Here is a 20,515-nt window from a genome sequence, read left to right as displayed (position 1 = left end):
CCTGCCCGTTGCTTAGTGAACCAGCGCCGCCGCCTTCACGGCGGTCACTGCTGTATTGAAATTGGTGACGACGTGTTGCACCGACGCGGCCGACATATCCAGCACCGGCTTCGGATAGACCCCGAACAGAATGGTGAGGATCACGAATGGAGCGAGGATCACCACCTCACGTAGCGTCAGGTCCTTGATGCTGGCCAGCGACGGCTTGTCCAGCACGCCGAACACGACCTTGCGGTAGAGCCACAGTGCGTAGGCCGCCGAGAGGATCACGCCGAGTGTGGCAATCGTGGCGGTCGGAATGCTGGTCTTGAACGTGCCGAGCAGTGTCAGGAATTCGCCGACGAAGCCGGAGGTGCCGGGCAAGCCGACGTTTGCCATCGTGAACACCAGGAACACGCACGCATACAGCGGCATGCGATTCACCAGGCCGCCATAGGCCTTGATTTCGCGTGTGTGCAGCCGGTCGTAGACCACGCCGACGCAGAGGAACAGTGCGCCGGACACGATGCCGTGCGAGATCATCTGGAACACGCTGCCCGCAACGCCCTGGGTCGTACCCGCGAAAATGCCCATGGTCACGAAGCCCATGTGCGCGACCGAGGAGTACGCAATCAGCTTCTTGATGTCTTCCTGCATCAACGCGACGAGCGAGGTGTAGACGATCGCAATTGCGGAGAGCGTGAACACCAGCGGTGCGAAATCATGCGACGCCAGCGGGAACATCGGCAGCGAGAAGCGCAGGAAGCCGTAGCCGCCCATCTTCAGCAGGATCGCCGCCAGCACAACCGAGCCCGCCGTCGGCGCCTCGACGTGCGCGTCCGGCAACCAGGTGTGCACTGGCCACATCGGCATCTTGACCGCGAAGGAGGCGAAGAACGCCAGCCACGCCCACGTCTGCAGGCTGCGCGGCACGGCCGTCTGCATCAGGGTCGGAATGTCGGTCGTCCCCGCGTTCCAGTACAGCGCCATGATGGCCAGCAGCATCAGCACCGAGCCAAGGAACGTGTAGAGGAAGAACTTGAAGCTCGCGTAGACCCGGCGCGGACCGCCCCAGATGCCGATGATCAGGAACATCGGAATAAGGCCACCTTCGAAGAACAGATAGAACAGCACGAGATCGAGCGCGGAGAACGTGCCGATCATCAGCGTTTCCAGGAACAGGAACGCCATCATGTATTCGCGCACCCGGAACTGAACCGATTTCCAGCTCGCCAGGATGCAGAACGGCATCAACGCGGTGGTCAGGATCACGAATGGCAGCGAAATGCCATCGACGCCCATGTGGTAGTTGATCGTGCCCGCGAGCCAGGGCGCCTTCTCGACGAACTGGAAGCCGGTCTGCGACGGATCGAACCGCATGACCAGAATGAGCGACACCGCGAAGGTGACGATCGTGGCCCAGAGCGCGATCCAACGTGCGTTGCGTGCAGCCGCTTCGTCCCCGCCCCGCGCCAGAAGATAGACCAGCAGAGCGCCGACAACCGGCAGGAAGGTGACAACAGAGAGAACGGGCCAGGTTGTCATTGTTGGCCCCCAAGACCAGACATGAACCAGGTGATCAGGCCGGCGACGCCGATCAGCATGGCAAAGGCATAGTGATAAAGATAACCGGTCTGCAGCCGCACGACGTTTCGCGTCACGTCGAGCACGCGGGCCGAGATGCCATCAGGGCCGAGGCCGTCGATGATCATGCCGTCGCCCTTCTTCCACAGGAAGCGGCCGAGCCACTTCGCCGACCGCACGAAGAGCACATCGTACAGCTCGTCGAAGTACCACTTGTTCAGCAGGAACTGGTACAGGCCCTGATGCTGGTTCGCGAGTTCGACCGGCAGATACGGCCGGCGGATGTAGAACAGCCAGGACACCAAGAAGCCGATCACCATCATCACGGTGGGCAGGAAGCCAATCGTCTCAGGGATGTGATGCATCTCTTCGATGATGTGCGGGGACATCTTGATCGAGTCCCGGAAGAACTCCTCGATGCCATGCCCCGCGAACAGCTCCTTGAACGGGAAACCTGCGAGAATCGAGCCCGCCGACAACACGGCAAGCGGGATCATCATCGTCCACGGGCTCTCATGTGCAGCCTCGTAGTGATGGTGATCATGCGGCTCGCCGAAGAATGTCTTGAACACCAGACGCCATGAGTAGAAGGCAGTCAGGCCAGCCCCGATAACCGTCGAAAGGAACGCATAAAGCGCAAACGGGTTATGCGCCACAAACGCCGACTCGATGATCGCGTCCTTGGAGAAATATCCGGCAAACAGCGGGAAGCCCGTCAGGGCAAGTGTCCCGATCGTCATCGCGACGAACGTGTACGGGATCTTATCCTTCAGGCCGCCCATTTTACGGATGTCCTGCTCGTGATGCATCGCGTGGATCACCGAGCCGGAGCCCAAGAACAGCAGCGCCTTGAAGAAGGCGTGGGTGAACAGATGGAAGATGCCGACGGAGTAAGCCCCCGCGCCCATCGCCACGAACATGTAACCGAGCTGCGAACAGGTCGAGTAAGCAACGATGCGCTTGATGTCGTTCTGGACCAGACCGACCGTGGCCGCGAAGAAGGCTGTGGTCGCGCCGATGAACATCACGAAAGCCTTGGCGTTCGGTGCGAGCTCAAACAGCGGCGACAGACGTGCCACCATGAACACACCGGCGGTGACCATGGTCGCGGCGTGAATGAGGGCCGACACCGGGGTCGGGCCTTCCATCGCGTCCGGCAACCAGGTGTGCAGCAGGAACTGCGCGGACTTGCCCATCGCGCCCATGAACAGCAACAGGCAGGTCAGCGTCAAAGCATCCACATCCCAACGGAAGAAGTGGATGGTCTTGCCGACGAGGCCCGGCGCGCTGCCGAAGATGGTCTCGAAGTCGGTCGAACCGACCAGCATGAAGATCGCGAAGATGCCGAGCGCGAAGCCGAAGTCACCGACGCGGTTGACGACGAACGCCTTGATGGCGGCGGCGTTGGCCGACGGTTTCTGGAACCAGAACCCGATCAGCAGGTAGCTCGCGAGACCCACGCCTTCCCAACCGAAGAACAGCTGCACGAGGTTGTCTGCCGTCACCAGCATCAACATCGCGAAGGTGAACAGCGAGAGATAGGCCATGAACCGCGGACGGTTCGGGTCTTCGTGCATGTAGCCGATCGAATAGAGGTGAACGAGCGACGACACGGTCGTCACCACCACCAACATGACGGCGGTCAGCGTATCGACCCGCAGGGTCCAGTTCACGACCAGATCGCCGGAGCTGATCCACTGGAACAGCTGGACGCGGGCATCATGATGCATGAAGCCGACGTCGACGAAGGTCATCCACGACAGCGCCGCCGAGATCAGCAGCAGCGTCGTGGTCAAGATTTCAGCGGCGCGCGAGCCCATGGCCGGCGGCTCGACCGGACCGTGATCGTCGTGGCTGTGGTCGTCATGGCCGTGGCCATGATCATCGTGTGCGGCGTGGGCGTGAGCGTGGCCATCATGCCCATGGGCATGATCCATTTCGTCGCCGCTCGGGTTGCGGCCATGTGCGCCGATCAGCGCGACCGCACCTGCGATCAGTGCGCCGATGAGCGGCAGGAAAACGATAGCTTGAATCATTGTCCCCATCAGCCCTTCATCAGATTGATGTCCTCAACCGCGATCGATCCACGATTGCGGAAGAACACCACGAGCACAGCAAGTCCGATCGCGGCCTCTGCGGCAGCAACCGTCAACACGAGCAGCGCGAAGACCTGCCCGACGATGTCGTTGAGAAACGACGAGAACGCCACGAGATTGATGTTCACGGCGAGCAGGATGAGCTCGACCGACATCAGGATGACGATGACGTTCTTGCGGTTCAGGAAGATACCGAGAATACCGATCGTGAACAGGATGGCGGCGACCGCGAGATAGTGACCAAGACCGATCGTCATCGCACCCACTCCCCGGCATCCGCATCCTGAAGGCCCTGCCCTGACGGCACCTGGCGCACATCCATCGCGGCCTGCTTGGTCCGCGCGTTCTGCACCGGAATGCTCTGGCGCTTGACACTCGGCTTATGGCGCAGCGTCAGCACGATGGCGCCGATCATGGCGACCAGCAGCACGAGGCCGGCCAGCTGGAAGTACGGCAGGTACTTCGTATAGAGCACGAGGCCCAGCGCTTCGGTGTTGCTGATGTTGCCCGGAATGGGCGCCGTGATCGCCTTGGTGATAGCCGGGTTGATCGCCCAGCCGCCTGCGACCAGCAGCAATTCCGCCAGGAACACCGCACCGATCAGAAGGCCGACCGGCAGGTATTCGATGAAGCCCTGCCGCAATTGGGCGAAGTCCACATCGAGCATCATGATCACGAACAGGAACAGCACCGCGACAGCGCCGACGTAGACCACGATGAGGATCATCGCCAGGAATTCGGCGCCGAGCAGCATGAACAGCCCGGCGGCATTGACGAACGCCAGGATCAGGAACAGCACCGAGTGCACGGGGTTGCGCGCGGTCACGACCATGATCGCGGACGCCACGCAGATGCAGGCGAAGAGATAGAAGAAAAGTGCGGGACCGATCATGCCCTCACCTCATCGGTACGGCGCGTCGAGTGCGATATTCTTCGCAATCTCGCGCTCCCAGCGGTCGCCATTGGCGAGCAGCTTGGCCTTGTCATAGTACAGTTCCTCGCGCGTCTCGGTCGCGAATTCGAAGTTCGGGCCTTCGACGATTGCATCCACCGGACACGCCTCCTGGCAAAGCCCGCAATAGATGCACTTCACCATGTCGATGTCGTAGCGAACCGTGCGGCGCGTGCCGTCGTTGCGGCGCGGGCCTGCCTCGATGGTGATGGCCTGCGCCGGGCAAATCGCTTCACACAATTTGCAGGCGATGCAGCGCTCTTCACCGTTCGGGTAACGGCGCAGCGCATGCTCACCGCGGAAGCGTGGCGAGATCGGCCCCTTCTCGAACGGATAGTTCAGGGTCGGCTTCGGCTTGAAGAAGTAGCGCATGGCGAGGAAGAACGCCGAGACGAACTCTTTGAGCAGAAGCGAATTGGCTGTGCTTGCTATTCCCATGACGTCCTCATTTCGGTGCAAGCCCCGCGAATTGCAGTACGCCGGCAACAAGTACGACCATCACCAGCGAGAGTGGCAGAAAAACCTTCCAGCCCAGCCGCATCAGCTGGTCGTAGCGGTAGCGAGGCACGATCGCCTTCGCCATCGCGAACAGGAAGAACATGAAGAACAGTTTCAGCACGAACCAGATGACGCCCGGCACCCAGTTGAAGGGCGGCAGATCCACCGGCGGCAGCCAGCCGCCCATGAACAGGATCGCGCCCATTGCGCACATCGTGGTGATGGCAACGTATTCGCCGAGCATGAACAGCAAATACGGGGTCGAGCCGTACTCAACCATGAAGCCCGCGACCAGTTCCGATTCCGCTTCGACCAGGTCGAACGGCGGACGGTTGGTCTCCGCGAGGGCCGAGACGTAGAAGACCACGAACATCGGCAACAGCGGCAGCCAGTACCAGTTCAGGAACGTCAGCCACGGCAAGCCGATCAGGCTCGCCAGTCCCCGCGTGTGCTGCGCCTCGACGACTGCCGTGAGATTCAGCGAGCCGACGCAGAGCAGAACGGTGATGATCACGAAGCCGATCGAGACTTCGTAGGACACCATCTGCGCCGCCGAACGGAGCGCAGCGAGAAACGGATACTTCGAGTTCGACGACCAGCCGGCCATGATGATGCCGTAGATCGACAGCGACGAGATCGCGAAGATGTACAAGATGCCGACGTTGATGTCCGCAATCACCCAGTTGACGTTGACCGGGATCACCGCCCAGGCCGCCAGCGCGAGCACGCAGCTCACCAGCGGCGCAAGCAGGAACACGCCCTTATTGGAGCCCGCCGGAATGATCGGCTCCTTGAGTACGAACTTCAGCAGGTCCGCGAAGGATTGCAGCAGGCCCCACGGGCCGACCACGTTAGGGCCGCGACGGATCTGCACCGCCGCCCAGATCTTGCGATCCGCCAGCAGGATGTAAGCGATCGCGATCAGCAGCACGACGAGCAGCAACACGCTCTGTGCGACCATGATGATCAATGGCCACAGGAAGCCGGTCCAGAATGTGCTTGCGAAGAATTCGGTCATCGGATCACGCTCACTCCGCCGCCGTCAGAATTTGCCCGGACGCCAGTCGCGAACATTCCGCCATGATGGCGGACGCCCGCGCGATCGGGTTGGTCAGATAGAAGTCTTCCACCGGGCTCTTGAATGCAGCCTTCTCGACCGTTCCGCCGCGCGCCGCAAGAGCCTTCACCCCTGCAACGTCGCCGGCCTCGATCTGGTCGATCCGCATCAGATGCGGCGCCGTCTTGAACATCGCCTGACGCAGGGCGCCGAGCGAGTCGTAAGGCAGCTTCTTACCCAAGGCCTCGGACAAGGCACGGATGATCGCCCAGTCCTCGCGGGCCTCGCCCGGCGGGAACGCGGCACGGTTGGCCATCTGCACCCGGCCTTCCGTATTGACGTAGATACCGGACTTTTCGGTATAGGCCGCGCCCGGCAGGATCACGTCCGCACGGTGGGCGCCACGGTCGCCATGGGTGCCGATATAGACCACGAACGTGCCGTCCGGCACCTTGATCTCATCCGCGCCCAGCGAGAATAGCACATCCAGCGTGCCGAACGCGGTCATTTCCGCGGCGCTCAAGCCGCCCTCGCCCGGCACAAAGCCGAGATCCAGCGCGCCGACCTGCGATGCCGCACTGTGCAGCACGCCGAAGCCGTTCCAGCCGTCCTTGATCGCGCCGATATCGGACGCGAGCTTGGCCGCCATCGACAGAACCGCCGCGCCGTCGTGACGGCTGGTGGCACCTGCTCCGACCAGCACGATCGGATGCTTCGCGTTCTTCAGAACGTCGGCAAACGAGTGCTTGCCGGCTGCGAGATCGCTCAGCGTGTCGGTGCCCGCGCCCAGATAGTCGTAATCGTAGGTCAGATTGGCCTTCTCGCCGATCACCGCAATCTTGAGCTGACCAGTGCGCCAACGCTTGCGGATACGCGCGTTGAGAATGGTCGCTTCCTTGCGCGGGTTGGAACCCACGATCAGCAGTGCATCGGCCTGCTCGATGCCGACGATGGTCGGATTGAACATGTAAGACGCGCGGCCCGCCTTCGGATCGAACGCCGCGCCGTTTTGCGTGGCATGGTTCGCCGAACCGATCTTCGCCAGCAGGTCCTTCACCGCGAACATGTCCTCGACGGCGGCAAGATCGCCCGCAATCGCGCCGATCCGCTTGCCGTTCACCGAGCCAGCCTTGGCGACGATGGCCGCAAAGGCTTCGTTCCAGCTTGCGGGACGCAGCTTGCCGTTCTCGCGGATGTAGGGGCGATCGAGACGCTGCGTGCGCAGACCGTCCACCACATGGCGCGTTTTGTCTGAAATCCACTCTTCGTTCACCGCCTCGTTGACGCGCGGCAGGATGCGCATCACTTCGCGGCCGCGGGTATCGACGCGGATGGCCGAGCCGACCGCATCCATCACGTCGATGGACTGGGTCTTGCCGAGCTCCCAGGGACGCGCCGCAAACGCATAGGGCTTCGAGGTCAGCGCACCGACCGGGCAGATGTCGACGAGGTTGCCCTGCAGCTCCGAGGTCAAGGCGCTCTCGAGATAGGTGGTGATCTCCACGTCTTCGCCGCGACCGGTCAGACCCATCTCCGGCACGCCGCAGATTTCCGTGGTGAAGCGCACGCAGCGGGTGCACTGGATGCAGCGGGTCATCGACGTTTTGACCAGCGCTCCAATGTACTTGTCTTCGACGGCGCGCTTGTTTTCAGCGAAGCGGCTGGTGTCGACACCGTAGCCCATCGCCTGATCCTGCAGGTCGCACTCGCCGCCCTGGTCGCAGATCGGGCAATCGAGCGGATGGTTGATGAGCAGGAACTCCATCACGCCTTCGCGTGCCTTCTTCACCATCGGTGACTTGGTCTTGACCGACGGCAGTTCGCCGTTCGGCCCCGGACGGCAGTCGCGGACGTTCCAGGCACAGCTTGCGACCGGCTTCGGCGAACCGGCCACTTCCACCAGGCACATACGGCAGTTGCCCGCGATGGACAGCCGTTCGTGGTAGCAGAAGCGCGGAATTTCAGCGCCCGCGGCTTCGCACGCCTGAAGCAGCGTGTATTCCGCCGGCAGGTCGAGTTCTTTTCCGTCGATCAGAATCTTGGTCATCGCATTCACTCCGCCGCAGCGACCATGTGAGCGGGATCGAGAATGCCCATGTCATCCTTGACCGCATTGCGTGAGAACGCATCGATACGTCGTTCAATTTCCGGCCGGAAAGCACGGACGAGGCCCTGAACCGGCCACGCCGCGGCGTCACCAAGCGCGCAGATCGTGTGGCCTTCCACCTGCTTGGTGACTTCAAGCAGCATGTCGATTTCCCGACGGTGCGCCCGACCTTCCACCATGCGGCTGAGAACGCGCCACATCCAGCCGGTGCCCTCGCGGCATGGCGTGCATTGACCGCAGCTCTCGTGCTTGAAGAAGTAGCTGATGCGGGCGATGGCGGCGACGACGTCAGTCGACTTGTCCATGACGATCACGCCGGCGGTGCCGAAGCTCGACTTGACGGCGCGGGTGCCGTCGAAATCCATGATCAGCTCTTCGCAATCCGCTGCCGGGATCAATGGGCACGATGCGCCACCGGGAATGATCGCGAGAAGATTGTCCCAGCCGCCGCGAATGCCGCCGCCGTGCTTCTCGATGAGCTCCTTGAACGGAATGCTCATGGCGTCTTCGACGACGCAGGGCGTGTTGACGTGACCGGAGATGCCGTAAAGCTTGGTGCCGACGTTGTTCGGACGGCCGATGCTGGCGAACCATGCAGCACCGCGGCGCAGAATGTCCGGTGCAACCGCGATCGACTCGACGTTGTTCACCGTGGTCGGGCAACCGTAGAGGCCCACGTTGGCCGGGAACGGCGGCTTTAGCCGCGGCTGGCCCTTCTTGCCTTCCAGGCTTTCAAGCAGCGCCGTCTCTTCGCCGCAGATATACGCGCCCGCGCCGTGATGGACGTAAAGATCGAACGGATAGCCGTGGACGTTATCCTTGCCGATCAGCTTGGCTTCGTAAGCCTGATCGACGGCGGCCTGAAGATGCTCGCGCTCGCGGATGAATTCGCCGCGAACATAGACGTAACAAACATGCGCGCCCATGGCGGCGCTGGCGATCAGACAGCCTTCCACAAGCAGATGCGGATCATGCCGCATGATCTCGCGGTCTTTACAGGTGCCGGGCTCGGACTCGTCGGCGTTGACCACGAGATAGCTCGGGCGTCCGTCCGCATTGTCCTTCGGCATGAAGGACCACTTCATACCGGTCGGAAAGCCCGCTCCGCCGCGGCCACGCAGGCCCGACGCCTTCATCTCATTGATGATCCAGTCGCGGCCCTTGTCGATAATCGCCTTGGTGCCATCCCAGGCGCCGCGACGGCGCGCGCCCTCGAGACCCCAGTCTTCGAGGCCGTAGAGGTTGCGGAAAATGCGGTCCTTGTCGTCGAGCATGATAGTCGCGTCCTGAGGATCAGCGTTTGGATTGCTGGTAAGCGAGCCCGGCTGCCATGGCGCCGAACCCGATGGCCCAGAACACCGCAGACTGAAGCTCTGTCTTGAGAATGAAGTAGTTGAGAATGAAGATGAATGCGGCCGCACCGGCCGCATGCAGCACCATGTAGCGAATGATTTCTCCCGTCATCACGCGCCTCCCGGTTGCTTCTTCAGCACGCGTGCCCCACCAACCGGAGCAGCGTACTGGCGGTCGATCTGCGGACCGGGCTTCGGCGGATTGCCGGATGCGAAGCCGTCGAGCACCTTGTTCAGCGTCTCGGGTGTCAGATCTTCGTAGGTGTCCTTCCAGATCATGACCATCGGTGCGTTGACGCACGCGCCGAGGCACTCGACCTCTTCCCAGCTGAAATTGCCGTCAGCAGAGACGTGGAAAGGATCGTGATGGATGCGATGCTTGCAGACGTCGATCAGGTCTTTCGAACCCCGCAGCATGCACGGCGTGGTGCCGCAAACCTGCACGTGGGCTTTCTTGCCGACCGGCTCGAGCTGGAACATCGTGTAGAATGTCGCGATCTCAAGCACGCGGATGTAGGGCATGCCGAGCAGGTCGGCGACTGCGCGGATCGCAACTTCCGAGACCCAGCCGTCATGCTGCTCCTGCACCCGCCACAGCACCGGAATCACGGCCGACGCCTGACGGCCCGGCGGATACTTCTCCATCTGCTTCTTCGCCCACGCGAGGTTTTCCTCGGTGAAGGTGAAGCTGGCAGGTTGCTTTTCTTTCGGAGCCAAACGGCGAACAGCCATCGGAGACGTCTCTCAATCTTTCATTGCGCCATCGCGCGGCGCGTGTTGCCAGAATTCAAGCCGTAGATGCGCTGTTCCCAGAACGCACTTGAGGTCGCGAAGACATTGTAGCCGACGTGCGACGCGACCTTGATCCGGTCGAGCGTCGAAAGCTGCGTCAGCGGCTCGAAGCGATCCGTTGCCGGATCATGAATGATCGCCTTCATCGGCGTGTGTTCGAGGATATAGCGCGAGACGGCGTGGGTCGGATCGTTGCCGTGCTCTTCGCAGATCACCACGGAGTCGGTCTCGAGGATCCGCTTGCCGCCCTTCATCGCATCGATCTCGACGCCTTCGACGTCGAGCTTGACGAGATATTTCCCCTGCGCCGGAATTTTGCCGTCCTCGATCAGGTTATCGAGGGCGAGCACCGCGACCTCTTCGCCGCCGGCATCAGGACCACCTGCGATGCTGAACGCTTCGTGACGGTTGCCGGACAACCGCGCCGTCCCGCGCGCCGAGCCGATCGCGGCGTTGATAGCCTCGAAGCGATCGCCGTTGATCTTGGCGTTATGCGCGAGACGCGGAAAATTCTTCGATGACGGCTCCATCGCGATCGACTTGTGCGAACCGAAACGCTTGCTCGAGACCATCACCGACCAGTAGCCGTAGTTGGCACCGCAATCGATCAACGTGTAGTCGACGTCCTTCGAGTCGAGTAGCAGCAGTTCGAGCTCGTCTTCATACTTGAACGTGCGATTGAGCAGCTTGCTCCAGTAGCCGTCGCCATACGGGAACGAAAACGTCGCGTCCGGATTGAGCATGATGTTGATGTCACGCTCGGGCAGCAACGTCTTCAGCAGGTTGGCGCAGCTGTTATAGCCGCGATGCGAAATGTAGGCGCCGACCTTCGACCCAGCCAACAGCGCGAAACCGATGCTGCGCTCCCAGGGCGTGGCCCCGCGCATGTCACCGGTGACACGGTCGAAATGGATCGGCGGCTGAGGCATCAGCGATCCACCTCGCCGAACACGATATCGAGCGAACCGAGAATGGCCGACACGTCTGCCAGCAAGTGGCCCTTGCAGATGAAGTCCATTGCCTGCAGATGCGCGAAACCGGGCGCGCGGATCTTGCACTTGTACGGTTTGTTGGTGCCGTCCGCGACGAGGAACACGCCGAACTCGCCCTTCGGCGCTTCCACAGCCGCGTAAACTTCGCCGGCCGGAACGTGGACGCCTTCGGTGTAGAGCTTGAAGTGATGGATCAGCGCTTCCATCGAACGCTTCATCTCACCGCGCTTCGGCGGAACGATCTTGTTGTCCTGGAACGAGACCGGCCCCTGGGCTTCCGGTTCACGCAGCTTCTGGATGCACTGCTTCATGATACGGACCGACTGGCGCATCTCTTCCATGCGGATGCAGTAGCGGTCGTAGCAGTCGCCGTTCTTGCCGATTGGAATATCGAATTCCATCTCGTCGTAGCACTCATAGGGCTGCGCCTTGCGCAGATCCCAGGCAGCGCCCGAGCCGCGAACCATCACGCCGGAGAAGCCCCACTCCCACGCCTGCTCCAGCGTCACCACGCCGATGTCGACGTTGCGCTGCTTGAAGATGCGGTTGTCGGTGAGCAGCGTCTCCAGATCGTCGACGACCTTGAGGAACGGATCGCACCAGGCTTCGATGTCGTTGATGAGTTGCGGCGGCAGATCCTGGTGGACACCGCCGACACGGAAGAACGCGGCGTGCATGCGCGAGCCGGAGGCACGCTCGTAGAACACCATCAGCTTTTCGCGCTCTTCAAATCCCCACAACGGCGGCGTCAGTGCACCGACGTCCATCGCCTGCGTGGTGACGTTGAGGATGTGCGAGAGGATGCGGCCGATTTCGCAATACAGCACGCGGATCAGTTGTCCGCGCCGCGGCACCGCGATGCCGAGCAGCTTTTCCGCTGCGAGGCAGAAGGCGTGCTCCTGATTCATCGGCGCGACGTAGTCGAGCCGATCAAAATACGGAATCGCCTGCAGGTAGGTCTTCTGCTCGATCAGCTTCTCGGTGCCGCGGTGAAGCAGGCCGATATGCGGATCGACGCGTTCAACCACCTCGCCGTCCAGCTCCAGCACGAGGCGCAACACGCCGTGCGCCGCCGGATGCTGTGGTCCGAAGTTGATCGTGAAATTGCGCATTCCCGGTGCTTCGTTCATCAGCCACCCACCTTCGGCGCAGGCTTCGCGTCGGCTTTCGCTTTCTCGTCTCCCGGGAGCGGGTAATCCGCACCTTCCCAAGGCGACAGAAAGTCGAACTTGCGGAATTCCTGGTTGAGCCGGACCGGCTCGTACACCACACGCTTTTCCTGGTCGTCGTAGCGGACCTCGACGAAACCGGTCGTCGGGAAGTCCTTGCGCAGCGGGTGACCTTCAAAGCCGTAATCGGTCAGCAGGCGGCGCATATCCGGATGTCCGATGAACATCACGCCATAGAGATCATAGGTCTCGCGCTCGAACCAGTCGGCCCCCGGAAACACGCCGATGATCGACGGCACCTGCGTGGTCTCGTTCGCCTCTCCGCGCAGCCGCAGCCGGGTGTTCAGGACCGGTGACAGGAAGTGATAGATCACGTCGAACCGGTTCTCGCGGCCGGGATAATCCACCGCGGTCACATCCGTGAAATTCACGAAGCGAAATCGCTGATCGTCGCGCAGCGCGCGCACGATCTCGACGATCTTCTCGATGTTGACGTTGATGGTCAGTTGGTTGAACGCGACGGCATGACCGAGTGCCGCGCCGGGCAAGGCGGCAACAATCGTTTGGCCGAGAGCGTCGAGTTTCGCGTCATCCATGAGGATTACCGTTCAATCGTTCCGGTGCGCCGGATCTTCTTCTGCAACAGCAGGACGCCGTACAGCAGCGCTTCCGCCGTGGGCGGGCAGCCCGGGACATAGATATCGACGGGCACGATGCGATCGCAGCCGCGCACCACCGAATACGAATAGTGATAGTAGCCGCCACCATTGGCGCACGATCCCATCGAGATCACGTAACGCGGCTCCGGCATCTGGTCGTAGACCTTGCGAAGCGCGGGCGCCATCTTGTTGGTCAGTGTGCCGGCGACGATCATGACGTCCGACTGGCGCGGCGACGCGCGCGGCGCAAAGCCGAATCGCTCGACGTCGTAGCGCGGCATCGACACCTGCATCATCTCGACCGCGCAGCATGCGAGACCGAACGTCATCCACATCAGCGAACCGGTGCGCGCCCATGTGATCAGGTCATCGGCGGCGGCGACGAAGAAGCCCTTGTCGGACAGCTCGTTGTTCACCTCGAGAAAAAACTTGTCGTCCGCGCCGATCGGCTGACCGGTCCGCGGATCGATGATTCCTGTGGACGGCTGCGAAACAGCAGGCTGCAGCACGGGGCTCAATCCCATTCGAGGGCTCCCTTCTTCCACTCGTAAGCAAATCCGATGGTGAGCACGCCGAGGAACACCATCATCGACCAGAAGCCGGCCGCGCCGAGCTTTCCGAATGCGACTGCCCAGGGAAATAAGAACGCCACCTCAAGATCGAAGATGATGAAAAGGATGGCGACCAGATAAAAACGCACATCGAACTTCATGCGTGCGTCGTCGAATGCATTGAAGCCACATTCGTAGGCTGAAAGTTTCTCAGGGTCGGGCTGTTGGTAGGCGACAAGGAAAGGCGCCACCAGCAATGCAAGACCTATGACGGTCGCTACCCCAATAAACACCACAAGTGGCAGATAGTTCTGTAAGATTCCGCCCATCGGCGACCCTCGATCCTGTCCAATCGGCCTGCGAAGATTCGCGCCAGTTTGGAATGGTTCTGAGGGCATAGCGCAGCGCAACAGCTAGAGCAAGCCAAGGTATTCTAACGTTTTTGCGCCCTCCACCATCCTGCATAGCGGCCATCCCTCCGTCGTCGAGCAGGGTCCCCGCGCGCGGCCGATGACGTCCGGGGGCTGAAAATGGAACGGGTCCTAGTGTGGCGTCTCGCAATTGCCGATCTGTTTTGCGGCGCCCCCTAAATCGGCAATTGCGAGACCAAGCCACACTAGCGTTATAGGCTTGCTAGTGTCCTTTCGCCTCCGAATAACCTTGCGAGCCCGCCGCAAATGGGGCGGTTATTCGGAGACGGGACACTAGCATGAACCGGAACCCGTAAAATCAAGCCAAAATGGCTTCTAAGATTATGACAGGGCGCGCGCGATCTCGGTACCGCAGCCGACCGTATCGGCCTGACCGCCGAGGTCCCTCGTCCGCAACTTCTCCTGAGCAAGAACGGTTTCGATCGCAGCGACGATGGCCTTGCCGGCCTCCGGTTCACCCAGGTGATCCAGCATCATGGCCGCAGACCAAATCTGCCCCACAGGGTTAGCGATTCCCTTCCCTGCGATGTCCGGCGCCGACCCGTGGACCGGCTCGAACAGCGACGGAAACTTCCGTTCCGGATTGAGGCTTCCGGACGGAGCGATACCGATGGTGCCGGTGCAGGCGGGGCCGAGGTCCGATAGGATGTCCCCAAACAGGTTGGAGCCGACGACAACGTCGAACCAGTCGGGGTGCAGCACGAAGTTCGCGGCCAGAATGTCGATGTGATACTTGTCCCACTTCACGCCGGGATAGTTCTTGGCCATCTCCTCCACGCGCTCGTCCCAATAGGGCATCGTGATGGAAATACCGTTCGACTTGGTGGCGGACGTCAGGTGCTTTTTCGGGCGGCTCTGGGCCAGCTCGAAAGCGAACTTCAGGATCCGGTCCACGCCGACCCGCGACATGACGGTTTCCTGGATCACGGCCTCTCGCTCGGTGCCGGGGAACATGCGGCCACCAATGGAGGAATACTCGCCCTCGGTGTTCTCGCGGACCACGAAGAAGTCGATATCGCCGGGCTTGCGTCCCGCCAGCGGCGACTTGACGCCCGGCATCAGGCGAACCGGCCGCAGGTTCACGTACTGGTCGAACTCCCTGCGAAACTGGATCAGCGAGCCCCACAGCGAGATGTGGTCCGGCAGAATCGCGGGCATGCCGACGGCGCCGAAGAAGATGGCGTCGTGGCCGCCGATCTGGGCCTTCCAGTCGTCCGGCATCATCTTGCCGTGCTTTTGGTAGTAATCGCAGGAGGCAAAGTCGAATTCATCAAGCTGCAGGTTGAAGTTGAACTTCTTCGCCGCCGCCTCCAGCACGCGCAGCCCTTCCGGCACGACTTCCTTGCCGATCCCGTCGCCGGGGATCACCGCAAGTCTGTAGGTTCTGTTGGTTTTGTTCGTCGACATACGGTCGTCCCTCGCCTGAAGCTGATTCTCGTTGCTGTTGAGTGCGCCCCGGGTCACGGGTGCCCCGTAGCTTTACAGGACTGGCCGCCGAACCTGAAAGGGGGAATGGCGAGGAAGCGCCCGTGAATTCGGGAACGCAAACCCAGACGCCGGTAGTCCCACCTTGCGGCGAGTTCCGATCCTAAGTCTCTGAATTTGGGGATGATCGCGTAAGTGGCGCGAGAGACGGGGCTCGAACCCGCGACCTCCGGCGTGACAGGCCGGCGCTCTAACCAACTGAGCTACTCCCGCACAGATCGGATGTGATCCGCACAGGAGGTGGGACTTAAAGGGCTGAACATTGCAAGTCAAGGACGTTGAGAAACACCTTGCATGCGGGGGCCTTTTTCCCTGTTGATGCCATTAACGGGCTGTTTACGGGCAAAACAGCGTAGTCAGATGGCGCCAGAATCAACTAAGCCCTGATACATCGTATTTTCTTGAGCCAGCACCACCGAGGAGAGCCAAATATGGCGAAGAAAGCAACCGCTACCCCAGCCACTATCACCCTGAAGCACCTTGCCGCCGCGCTCGCTGAAGATCATGAATTGTCGAAGAAGGCCTCCGAGGCGATTCTCACCGACCTCGTGACCCGAATCACCAAACACCTGAAGAAGGGCGAGCGCATCCGCATCGTTGGCCTCGGCATCCTTCAGGTCCGCAAGCGCGCTGCCCGCATGGGCCGCAATCCCGCCACCGGCGAACAGATCCAGATCAAGGCCAGCAAGAAGGTCGCCTTCCGCGCTGCCAAGGAGCTGAAGGAAGCTGTCTGATCGTCTCGATCTCAGGCTTTCCCGATTTTGCGCCATCCCGGCCCTCACGGTCGGGGTGGCGTTTTCATTTGCACGCGACGCTCCGAATCTGCGTGTTCGAGACGAGCCTGCTGACCGACGACATCGGGCTCTTTCGATGATCCGCCCACTGATCGGATCGCTCTTTGCGGCCGTCACAAGCTTCCATAGCCCTGTTCCAACGCAAGCGCCGAGGATAGGCTATCTTTGGATCACGGAGCCTGACCAGCTCGGCGCTGTGAAAAAATGTCTCTGTCCGTCAGCATGATGTCCCCATGAGCTCCATCACATTCACACACGGCGTCACCGAGCGCTTCCTGCGCTACGTCCGCATCGACACCCAGTCCGACCCGGAATCGCCCACCTGCCCCTCCACCGCGAAGCAGAAGGATCTCGGCCGGCTGCTCGCCCAGGAGTTGAAGGACCTCGGACTCGCCGATGCCCATATGGATGAGCACGGCTACGTCTATGCGACCATCCCGGCGACGACCGACAAGTCCGTTCCCGTGATCTGCTTCTGCTCGCACATGGACACCGCGCCGGACTGCACCGGCACGAATGTGAAGCCCCAGATGGTGCGTAACTATCAGGGTGGCGACATCGTCCTGCCGGCCGATCCGACCCAGATCATCCGGGCGGCCGAGCATCCCGCCCTCGCCGACCAGATCGGCAACGACATCGTCACGACCGACGGCACCACACTTCTTGGCGCCGACAACAAGGCGGGCGTGGCCGAGATCATGGATGCCGCGCAATTCCTGCTCGCCAATCCGCAGATCAAGCACGGCGCCATCAAGATCCTATTCACGCCCGACGAGGAAATCGGCCGCGGCGCCGACAAAGTCGATCTGAAGAAGCTCGGCGCCCAATTCGGCTACACCATGGATGGCGAAAGCGCGGGTCACCTGGAGGACGAGACGTTCTCCGCTGATGCTGCGATCATCACCATTCAGGGCGTCAGCGTTCACCCCGGATTCGCCAAGGGCCAAATGGAGCATGCGCTCAAGATCGCTGCGCGCATCGTCGACCGGCTGCCGAAAGACCTCGCTCCTGAGACGACCGAGGGACGCGAGGGCTTTCTCCATCCGACCGGCCTCAACGGCGGTCTCGACAGCGCGACGCTACAACTCATCGTGCGCGACTTCACTGAAGACGGTCTGAAGCAGAAGGAAGCCCTGCTCGAACAGATCGTCCGGGACGTCATGAGCGACTTTCCGCGGTCGTCCTATCGGTTCGAGGTCAAGCAGCAGTACCGCAACATGAAGGTGGTTCTGGACCGCCATCCCGAGGTGGTCGAGAACGCCATTGAAGCGATCCGCCGCGCGGGCATCACGCCCATCCGAAGCAGCATTCGCGGCGGCACCGACGGCTCCCGCCTGTCCTTCATGGGCCTGCCCTGCCCGAACATCTTTGCCGGCGAGCACGCGTTTCACTCGCGGCTTGAATGGGTCAGTGTCCAGGACATGGAAGCGGCGGTGCGGACCATCGTGCATCTGGCGACGGTTTGGGAAGAGCGGGCGTGATCTCGGGAATGCGGGGTCCAATCCCTCACAGCGCAGGCGTGCATGCACCGACCGTTTGACATTGCGGTTGTCGGCGCAGGCATAGCCGGGCTCGCAGCTGCGGCGATGCTCAAGAGTGCCGGGCACAATGTTATCGTCTTCGAACGGTTTTCCACCTCGCTGCCGCTCGGCTCCGGGTTGATGCTGCAGCCCACGGGCCTCGCCGTCCTGGAACGGATGGGCCTGCGGCAAAGGATCGAAGCGCTCGGCCATCGCATCGAGCGCCTGTATGGCGTGACCGACACAGGCGCTCAGATCTTTGATCTGGCCTATGCAGACCTTGACCCTGCGCATTACGCGGTCGCCGTTCATCGCGCCTTGCTGCACGGCGTGCTTTGGGAAAACTTCAAGGCTTGCGGAGCGCCCCTTGAAACCGGGCGGACGATCACTGGCTTCGAGCGACAATTGGATTCCAGGGTCAAACTGAAAACCAATTCGGGCGTCGTCAACGGCACCTTCGATCTTGTCATCGATGCCTCCGGAGCAAATTCGGCGCTCCGCACGTTTGTCAGCGCTGCCTCGGCACGCCAGTTCGCTTATGGCGCGGTCTGGGCAAGCATCCCCGACATCGGCCTTGCGCCGGGCTGCCTGTCCCAGCGCTATGTCGCGGCCAGAGAGATGGTGGGCTATCTGCCGATTGGCCGCGTGACGGATGATGGTCCGCCGCTCGCGGCGCTGTTCTGGAGCCTGAAACCGGCCGACTATCAGACTTGGCGAGACAACTTCGAGCACTGGCGCGACCACGTGGTCGCGCTCTGGCCTGAACTAGAGCCGATCATCACGAGGCTTGCCGGTCCCGACGATCTCACGCTGGCAAGCTACACACACTTCACCGCGCGCCATCCGTTCAAGGGGCGCATCGTCCTCGCAGGCGATTCCGCTCACGCGACATCGCCCCAGCTCGGCCAGGGCGCGAACAATGGTTTGCTCGATGCAGTCGCGTTGAGTGACGCGATTGCCAATCAAAATAATCTTGATGCCGCGTTGGCATCGTATGCGCAAACACGCCGTCGCCACGTCCGCTTCTATCAAATGGCCAGTACAGTGATGACGCCGTTCTTTCAGTCCGACTCCCTCACATTTTCGGCACTCAGAGACGTGATTTTCAACCGCTTGAAACTCATCCCTTATCTGGAACGCGAAATGGTCCGCACGCTGGCAGGCCTGAAGACCGGCCCGTTCAGTCACGCCACGCCTGCAGCCATCGCTGGCCTCAAAGGTGGCTCCCTTCCCGTGAGGGCCCGCTCTGCAACGGCGGAATGGGACAATGTCGTCTCGTGAAGGCCTGCGTTGCTTAACTTTCGCGGTCGCGATGCTAAATTGAGTCGGCTGCGGCCGATTGCGGTGGGTGAGTTATGACTGACAAACGTTTAGATGCCTTGGATGGCTTGCGAGGCGTCGCCATCCTGCTGGTCATGGGATTCCATTATTTTTATCATCTGGAATCCGCCTACTACAAATCTCACCTCTATCCCTACGGAGAGACCTTCGCCGGAATTCCGCTGTTTCAATACGGCTATCTCGGCGTCGAGCTGTTCTTCATCATCTCGGGATTCGTGATCGCATTGACGCTGGAAAAATCCAGTTCACCGCTCGAATTCTTGCTTCGCCGCTTCGTCCGGATCTGGCCCGCGCTTTTATTCTCCGCAGTCGTCACGTTCTTCCTGCTCAATTGGTCCGATGCACCGTTCGCGCTCACCCGCCGGCAGATGTGGCCGAATTTCCTCCCGTCATTGACGTTGACGCCGACCATGCTGTGGTCCGGCGCCTTTCCCAATGTTGATTTCGTCACCGGAGTTTACTGGTCGCTGGTGGTCGAAATCCGCTTCTATCTGATCGCGGCCATCCTGTTCTGGGGACTTTCCGGCAAGAACTTCGCGCGCAACCTGACGATCTTCGCGCTGCTGGACTGCTGCATCTGGTTCTTGCTCAGGCTCGTGTCACCGCACGGGGGGGAGCTTTACGACACGGCGTTGGTGCCTGAATTCATGCCATGGTTCGCGGCGGGCGCGCTGTTCTATGAACTGTATCAAAACAGGATTTCACAGCAACTCGCCTTCGCCATGCTTGTGGCTGTGTTCATCCCGATCTGCATCACCAGCACCCACTATGCAATCATCAGCCGAAACCCGGTGGTCGCGAGTGCCATTGCGCTGCTCTTCATTGCAACGTTCTGGCTGCTGGTCGCGAGGGATGGACAGATCAACGTCCTGCAATCGAAGCCGCTGGTCTGGATCGGCGAGTGCAGCTACTCGATCTACCTGTTTCACTACGCAGTCGGCATGATCCTGATTTCGAGCATCTCGAAATCGATCGGCGTTCCCGCGCAGGTGTTGTTGGCGCTTGGCGCCTCGCTGCTGGTCCTGATCGTCGGCCGCCTATCCTTCCGGCTTGTCGAAAATCCAAGCCGGCGCTTCCTGACAAAGCTTTTGATCAATCGCACGCCAAAACCGATCACGCCGGTGCCCGCTTCCGCGAGCTGACGAAGCACGCTAGC

Annotated in this window: 20 protein-coding genes and 1 tRNA gene; 4 read left to right on the top strand and 17 right to left on the bottom strand. The window is 61.2% G+C overall.

Annotated elements, in window-relative coordinates; genetic code table 11:
* Positions 1 to 12: 12 nt before the first annotated feature.
* From ACP0KA_RS23815 to ACP0KA_RS23735, 17 genes are all read right to left on the bottom strand, one after another.
* Positions 13 to 1,524 carry an NADH-quinone oxidoreductase subunit M gene (locus ACP0KA_RS23815; protein WP_424631175.1) on the bottom strand — a complete coding sequence of 504 codons (1,512 nt, stop codon included), beginning with the start codon at positions 1,522 to 1,524 and terminating at the stop codon, positions 13 to 15.
* Positions 1,521 to 3,599: an NADH-quinone oxidoreductase subunit L gene (gene nuoL / locus ACP0KA_RS23810; RefSeq protein WP_424631699.1), complete on the bottom strand. Its 2,079-nt coding sequence runs from the start codon at positions 3,597 to 3,599 to the stop codon at positions 1,521 to 1,523. The genes ACP0KA_RS23815 and nuoL overlap by 4 nt, the downstream gene beginning before the upstream one ends.
* An 8-nt stretch (positions 3,600 to 3,607) precedes the next feature.
* Positions 3,608 to 3,916 carry an NADH-quinone oxidoreductase subunit NuoK gene (gene nuoK / locus ACP0KA_RS23805; RefSeq protein ID WP_424631174.1) on the bottom strand — a complete coding sequence of 103 codons (309 nt, stop codon included), beginning with the start codon at positions 3,914 to 3,916 and terminating at the stop codon, positions 3,608 to 3,610.
* Positions 3,913 to 4,551: an NADH-quinone oxidoreductase subunit J gene (locus tag ACP0KA_RS23800; protein ID WP_424631173.1), complete on the bottom strand. Its 639-nt coding sequence runs from the start codon at positions 4,549 to 4,551 to the stop codon at positions 3,913 to 3,915. The genes nuoK and ACP0KA_RS23800 overlap by 4 nt, the downstream gene beginning before the upstream one ends.
* A 9-nt stretch (positions 4,552 to 4,560) precedes the next feature.
* Positions 4,561 to 5,049 (bottom strand): NADH-quinone oxidoreductase subunit NuoI, encoded by a 489-nt coding sequence (gene nuoI / locus ACP0KA_RS23795; RefSeq protein ID WP_424631172.1) that lies wholly within the window; start codon positions 5,047 to 5,049, stop codon positions 4,561 to 4,563.
* A gap of 7 nt (positions 5,050 to 5,056) precedes the next feature.
* A complete protein-coding gene (gene nuoH, locus ACP0KA_RS23790) occupies positions 5,057 to 6,127 on the bottom strand; it encodes an NADH-quinone oxidoreductase subunit NuoH (protein WP_424631171.1) in 1,071 nt (356 codons plus the stop codon).
* Positions 6,128 to 6,137: 10 nt separating this feature from the next.
* Complete coding sequence (gene nuoG / locus ACP0KA_RS23785) at positions 6,138 to 8,213, bottom strand: NADH-quinone oxidoreductase subunit NuoG (RefSeq protein ID WP_424631170.1); 2,076 nt, start codon at positions 8,211 to 8,213, stop codon at positions 6,138 to 6,140.
* A gap of 5 nt (positions 8,214 to 8,218) precedes the next feature.
* Positions 8,219 to 9,547 carry an NADH-quinone oxidoreductase subunit NuoF gene (nuoF, locus tag ACP0KA_RS23780; RefSeq protein ID WP_424631169.1) on the bottom strand — a complete coding sequence of 443 codons (1,329 nt, stop codon included), beginning with the start codon at positions 9,545 to 9,547 and terminating at the stop codon, positions 8,219 to 8,221.
* A 19-nt stretch (positions 9,548 to 9,566) separates the two neighbouring features.
* A complete protein-coding gene (locus tag ACP0KA_RS23775) occupies positions 9,567 to 9,737 on the bottom strand; it encodes a hypothetical protein (RefSeq protein ID WP_424631168.1) in 171 nt (56 codons plus the stop codon).
* Positions 9,737 to 10,357: an NADH-quinone oxidoreductase subunit NuoE gene (gene nuoE / locus ACP0KA_RS23770; protein WP_424631167.1), complete on the bottom strand. Its 621-nt coding sequence runs from the start codon at positions 10,355 to 10,357 to the stop codon at positions 9,737 to 9,739. The genes ACP0KA_RS23775 and nuoE overlap by 1 nt, the downstream gene beginning before the upstream one ends.
* Positions 10,358 to 10,377: 20 nt before the next feature.
* Positions 10,378 to 11,346, bottom strand: a complete 969-nt coding sequence (locus ACP0KA_RS23765; RefSeq protein WP_424631166.1) for an FkbM family methyltransferase — start codon at positions 11,344 to 11,346, stop codon at positions 10,378 to 10,380.
* Positions 11,346 to 12,539, bottom strand: a complete 1,194-nt coding sequence (locus ACP0KA_RS23760) for an NADH-quinone oxidoreductase subunit D (protein WP_424631165.1) — start codon at positions 12,537 to 12,539, stop codon at positions 11,346 to 11,348. The genes ACP0KA_RS23765 and ACP0KA_RS23760 overlap by 1 nt, the downstream gene beginning before the upstream one ends.
* Positions 12,539 to 13,174: an NADH-quinone oxidoreductase subunit C gene (locus tag ACP0KA_RS23755; protein WP_424631164.1), complete on the bottom strand. Its 636-nt coding sequence runs from the start codon at positions 13,172 to 13,174 to the stop codon at positions 12,539 to 12,541. The genes ACP0KA_RS23760 and ACP0KA_RS23755 overlap by 1 nt, the downstream gene beginning before the upstream one ends.
* Positions 13,175 to 13,179: 5 nt before the next feature.
* The gene (locus tag ACP0KA_RS23750) at positions 13,180 to 13,761 is read right to left on the bottom strand and encodes a NuoB/complex I 20 kDa subunit family protein (protein WP_424631163.1); all 582 of its coding nucleotides are present in this window, start codon (positions 13,759 to 13,761) and stop codon (positions 13,180 to 13,182) included.
* Positions 13,752 to 14,117, bottom strand: coding sequence for an NADH-quinone oxidoreductase subunit A (locus tag ACP0KA_RS23745; protein ID WP_424631162.1), 366 nt, complete (start codon positions 14,115 to 14,117; stop codon positions 13,752 to 13,754). Before ACP0KA_RS23745 ends, ACP0KA_RS23750 begins: the two co-directional genes overlap by 10 nt.
* A 423-nt stretch (positions 14,118 to 14,540) precedes the next feature.
* On the bottom strand, positions 14,541 to 15,626 hold the full coding sequence (locus ACP0KA_RS23740) for a tartrate dehydrogenase (RefSeq protein WP_424631161.1): 1,086 nt from the start codon (positions 15,624 to 15,626) through the stop codon (positions 14,541 to 14,543).
* A 214-nt stretch (positions 15,627 to 15,840) separates the two neighbouring features.
* Positions 15,841 to 15,917: transfer RNA gene (locus ACP0KA_RS23735), tRNA-Asp, on the bottom strand.
* A 218-nt stretch (positions 15,918 to 16,135) separates the two neighbouring features.
* On the opposite strand from ACP0KA_RS23735, the gene ACP0KA_RS23730 reads away from it, so the two are divergent.
* From ACP0KA_RS23730 to ACP0KA_RS23715, 4 genes are all read left to right on the top strand, one after another.
* Positions 16,136 to 16,438, top strand: coding sequence for an HU family DNA-binding protein (locus tag ACP0KA_RS23730; RefSeq protein WP_424631160.1), 303 nt, complete (start codon positions 16,136 to 16,138; stop codon positions 16,436 to 16,438).
* A gap of 293 nt (positions 16,439 to 16,731) precedes the next feature.
* Complete coding sequence (gene pepT, locus ACP0KA_RS23725; RefSeq protein WP_424631159.1) at positions 16,732 to 17,979, top strand: peptidase T; 1,248 nt, start codon at positions 16,732 to 16,734, stop codon at positions 17,977 to 17,979.
* Between the two features lie 42 nt (positions 17,980 to 18,021).
* The gene (locus ACP0KA_RS23720; RefSeq protein ID WP_424631158.1) at positions 18,022 to 19,299 is read left to right on the top strand and encodes an FAD-dependent oxidoreductase; all 1,278 of its coding nucleotides are present in this window, start codon (positions 18,022 to 18,024) and stop codon (positions 19,297 to 19,299) included.
* A 74-nt stretch (positions 19,300 to 19,373) separates the two neighbouring features.
* Positions 19,374 to 20,501, top strand: a complete 1,128-nt coding sequence (locus ACP0KA_RS23715; protein WP_424631157.1) for an acyltransferase family protein — start codon at positions 19,374 to 19,376, stop codon at positions 20,499 to 20,501.
* Positions 20,502 to 20,515 lie beyond the last annotated feature (14 nt).

It is taken from the genome of Bradyrhizobium sp. SYSU BS000235 (assembly GCF_049747295.1).
GTDB lineage: Bacteria > Pseudomonadota > Alphaproteobacteria > Rhizobiales > Xanthobacteraceae > Afipia.
Note: the sequence above shows the minus strand (reverse complement) of the source record. Positions and strands in the feature narration are given on the sequence as shown.

What these genes read in the sequence shown, in the direction of transcription:
- ACP0KA_RS23760 (WP_424631165.1), bottom strand. Translation starts at nt 12,539, where the DNA reads ATGAACGAAGCACCGGGAATGCGCAATTTCACGATCAACTTCGGACCA.
- nuoH (WP_424631171.1), bottom strand. Translation starts at nt 6,127, where the DNA reads ATGACCGAATTCTTCGCAAGCACATTCTGGACCGGCTTCCTGTGGCCA.
- nuoE (WP_424631167.1), bottom strand. Translation starts at nt 10,357, where the DNA reads ATGGCTGTTCGCCGTTTGGCTCCGAAAGAAAAGCAACCTGCCAGCTTC.
- ACP0KA_RS23720 (WP_424631158.1), top strand. Translation starts at nt 18,022, where the DNA reads ATGCACCGACCGTTTGACATTGCGGTTGTCGGCGCAGGCATAGCCGGG.
- nuoK (WP_424631174.1), bottom strand. Translation starts at nt 3,916, where the DNA reads ATGACGATCGGTCTTGGTCACTATCTCGCGGTCGCCGCCATCCTGTTC.
- ACP0KA_RS23715 (WP_424631157.1), top strand. Translation starts at nt 19,374, where the DNA reads ATGACTGACAAACGTTTAGATGCCTTGGATGGCTTGCGAGGCGTCGCC.
- pepT (WP_424631159.1), top strand. Translation starts at nt 16,732, where the DNA reads ATGAGCTCCATCACATTCACACACGGCGTCACCGAGCGCTTCCTGCGC.
- ACP0KA_RS23730 (WP_424631160.1), top strand. Translation starts at nt 16,136, where the DNA reads ATGGCGAAGAAAGCAACCGCTACCCCAGCCACTATCACCCTGAAGCAC.
- ACP0KA_RS23775 (WP_424631168.1), bottom strand. Translation starts at nt 9,737, where the DNA reads ATGACGGGAGAAATCATTCGCTACATGGTGCTGCATGCGGCCGGTGCG.
- ACP0KA_RS23800 (WP_424631173.1), bottom strand. Translation starts at nt 4,551, where the DNA reads ATGATCGGTCCCGCACTTTTCTTCTATCTCTTCGCCTGCATCTGCGTG.
- ACP0KA_RS23745 (WP_424631162.1), bottom strand. Translation starts at nt 14,117, where the DNA reads ATGGGCGGAATCTTACAGAACTATCTGCCACTTGTGGTGTTTATTGGG.
- nuoL (WP_424631699.1), bottom strand. Translation starts at nt 3,599, where the DNA reads ATGATTCAAGCTATCGTTTTCCTGCCGCTCATCGGCGCACTGATCGCA.
- ACP0KA_RS23755 (WP_424631164.1), bottom strand. Translation starts at nt 13,174, where the DNA reads ATGGATGACGCGAAACTCGACGCTCTCGGCCAAACGATTGTTGCCGCC.
- ACP0KA_RS23750 (WP_424631163.1), bottom strand. Translation starts at nt 13,761, where the DNA reads ATGGGATTGAGCCCCGTGCTGCAGCCTGCTGTTTCGCAGCCGTCCACA.
- ACP0KA_RS23740 (WP_424631161.1), bottom strand. Translation starts at nt 15,626, where the DNA reads ATGTCGACGAACAAAACCAACAGAACCTACAGACTTGCGGTGATCCCC.
- ACP0KA_RS23765 (WP_424631166.1), bottom strand. Translation starts at nt 11,346, where the DNA reads ATGCCTCAGCCGCCGATCCATTTCGACCGTGTCACCGGTGACATGCGC.
- nuoI (WP_424631172.1), bottom strand. Translation starts at nt 5,049, where the DNA reads ATGGGAATAGCAAGCACAGCCAATTCGCTTCTGCTCAAAGAGTTCGTC.
- nuoF (WP_424631169.1), bottom strand. Translation starts at nt 9,547, where the DNA reads ATGCTCGACGACAAGGACCGCATTTTCCGCAACCTCTACGGCCTCGAA.
- nuoG (WP_424631170.1), bottom strand. Translation starts at nt 8,213, where the DNA reads ATGACCAAGATTCTGATCGACGGAAAAGAACTCGACCTGCCGGCGGAA.
- ACP0KA_RS23815 (WP_424631175.1), bottom strand. Translation starts at nt 1,524, where the DNA reads ATGACAACCTGGCCCGTTCTCTCTGTTGTCACCTTCCTGCCGGTTGTC.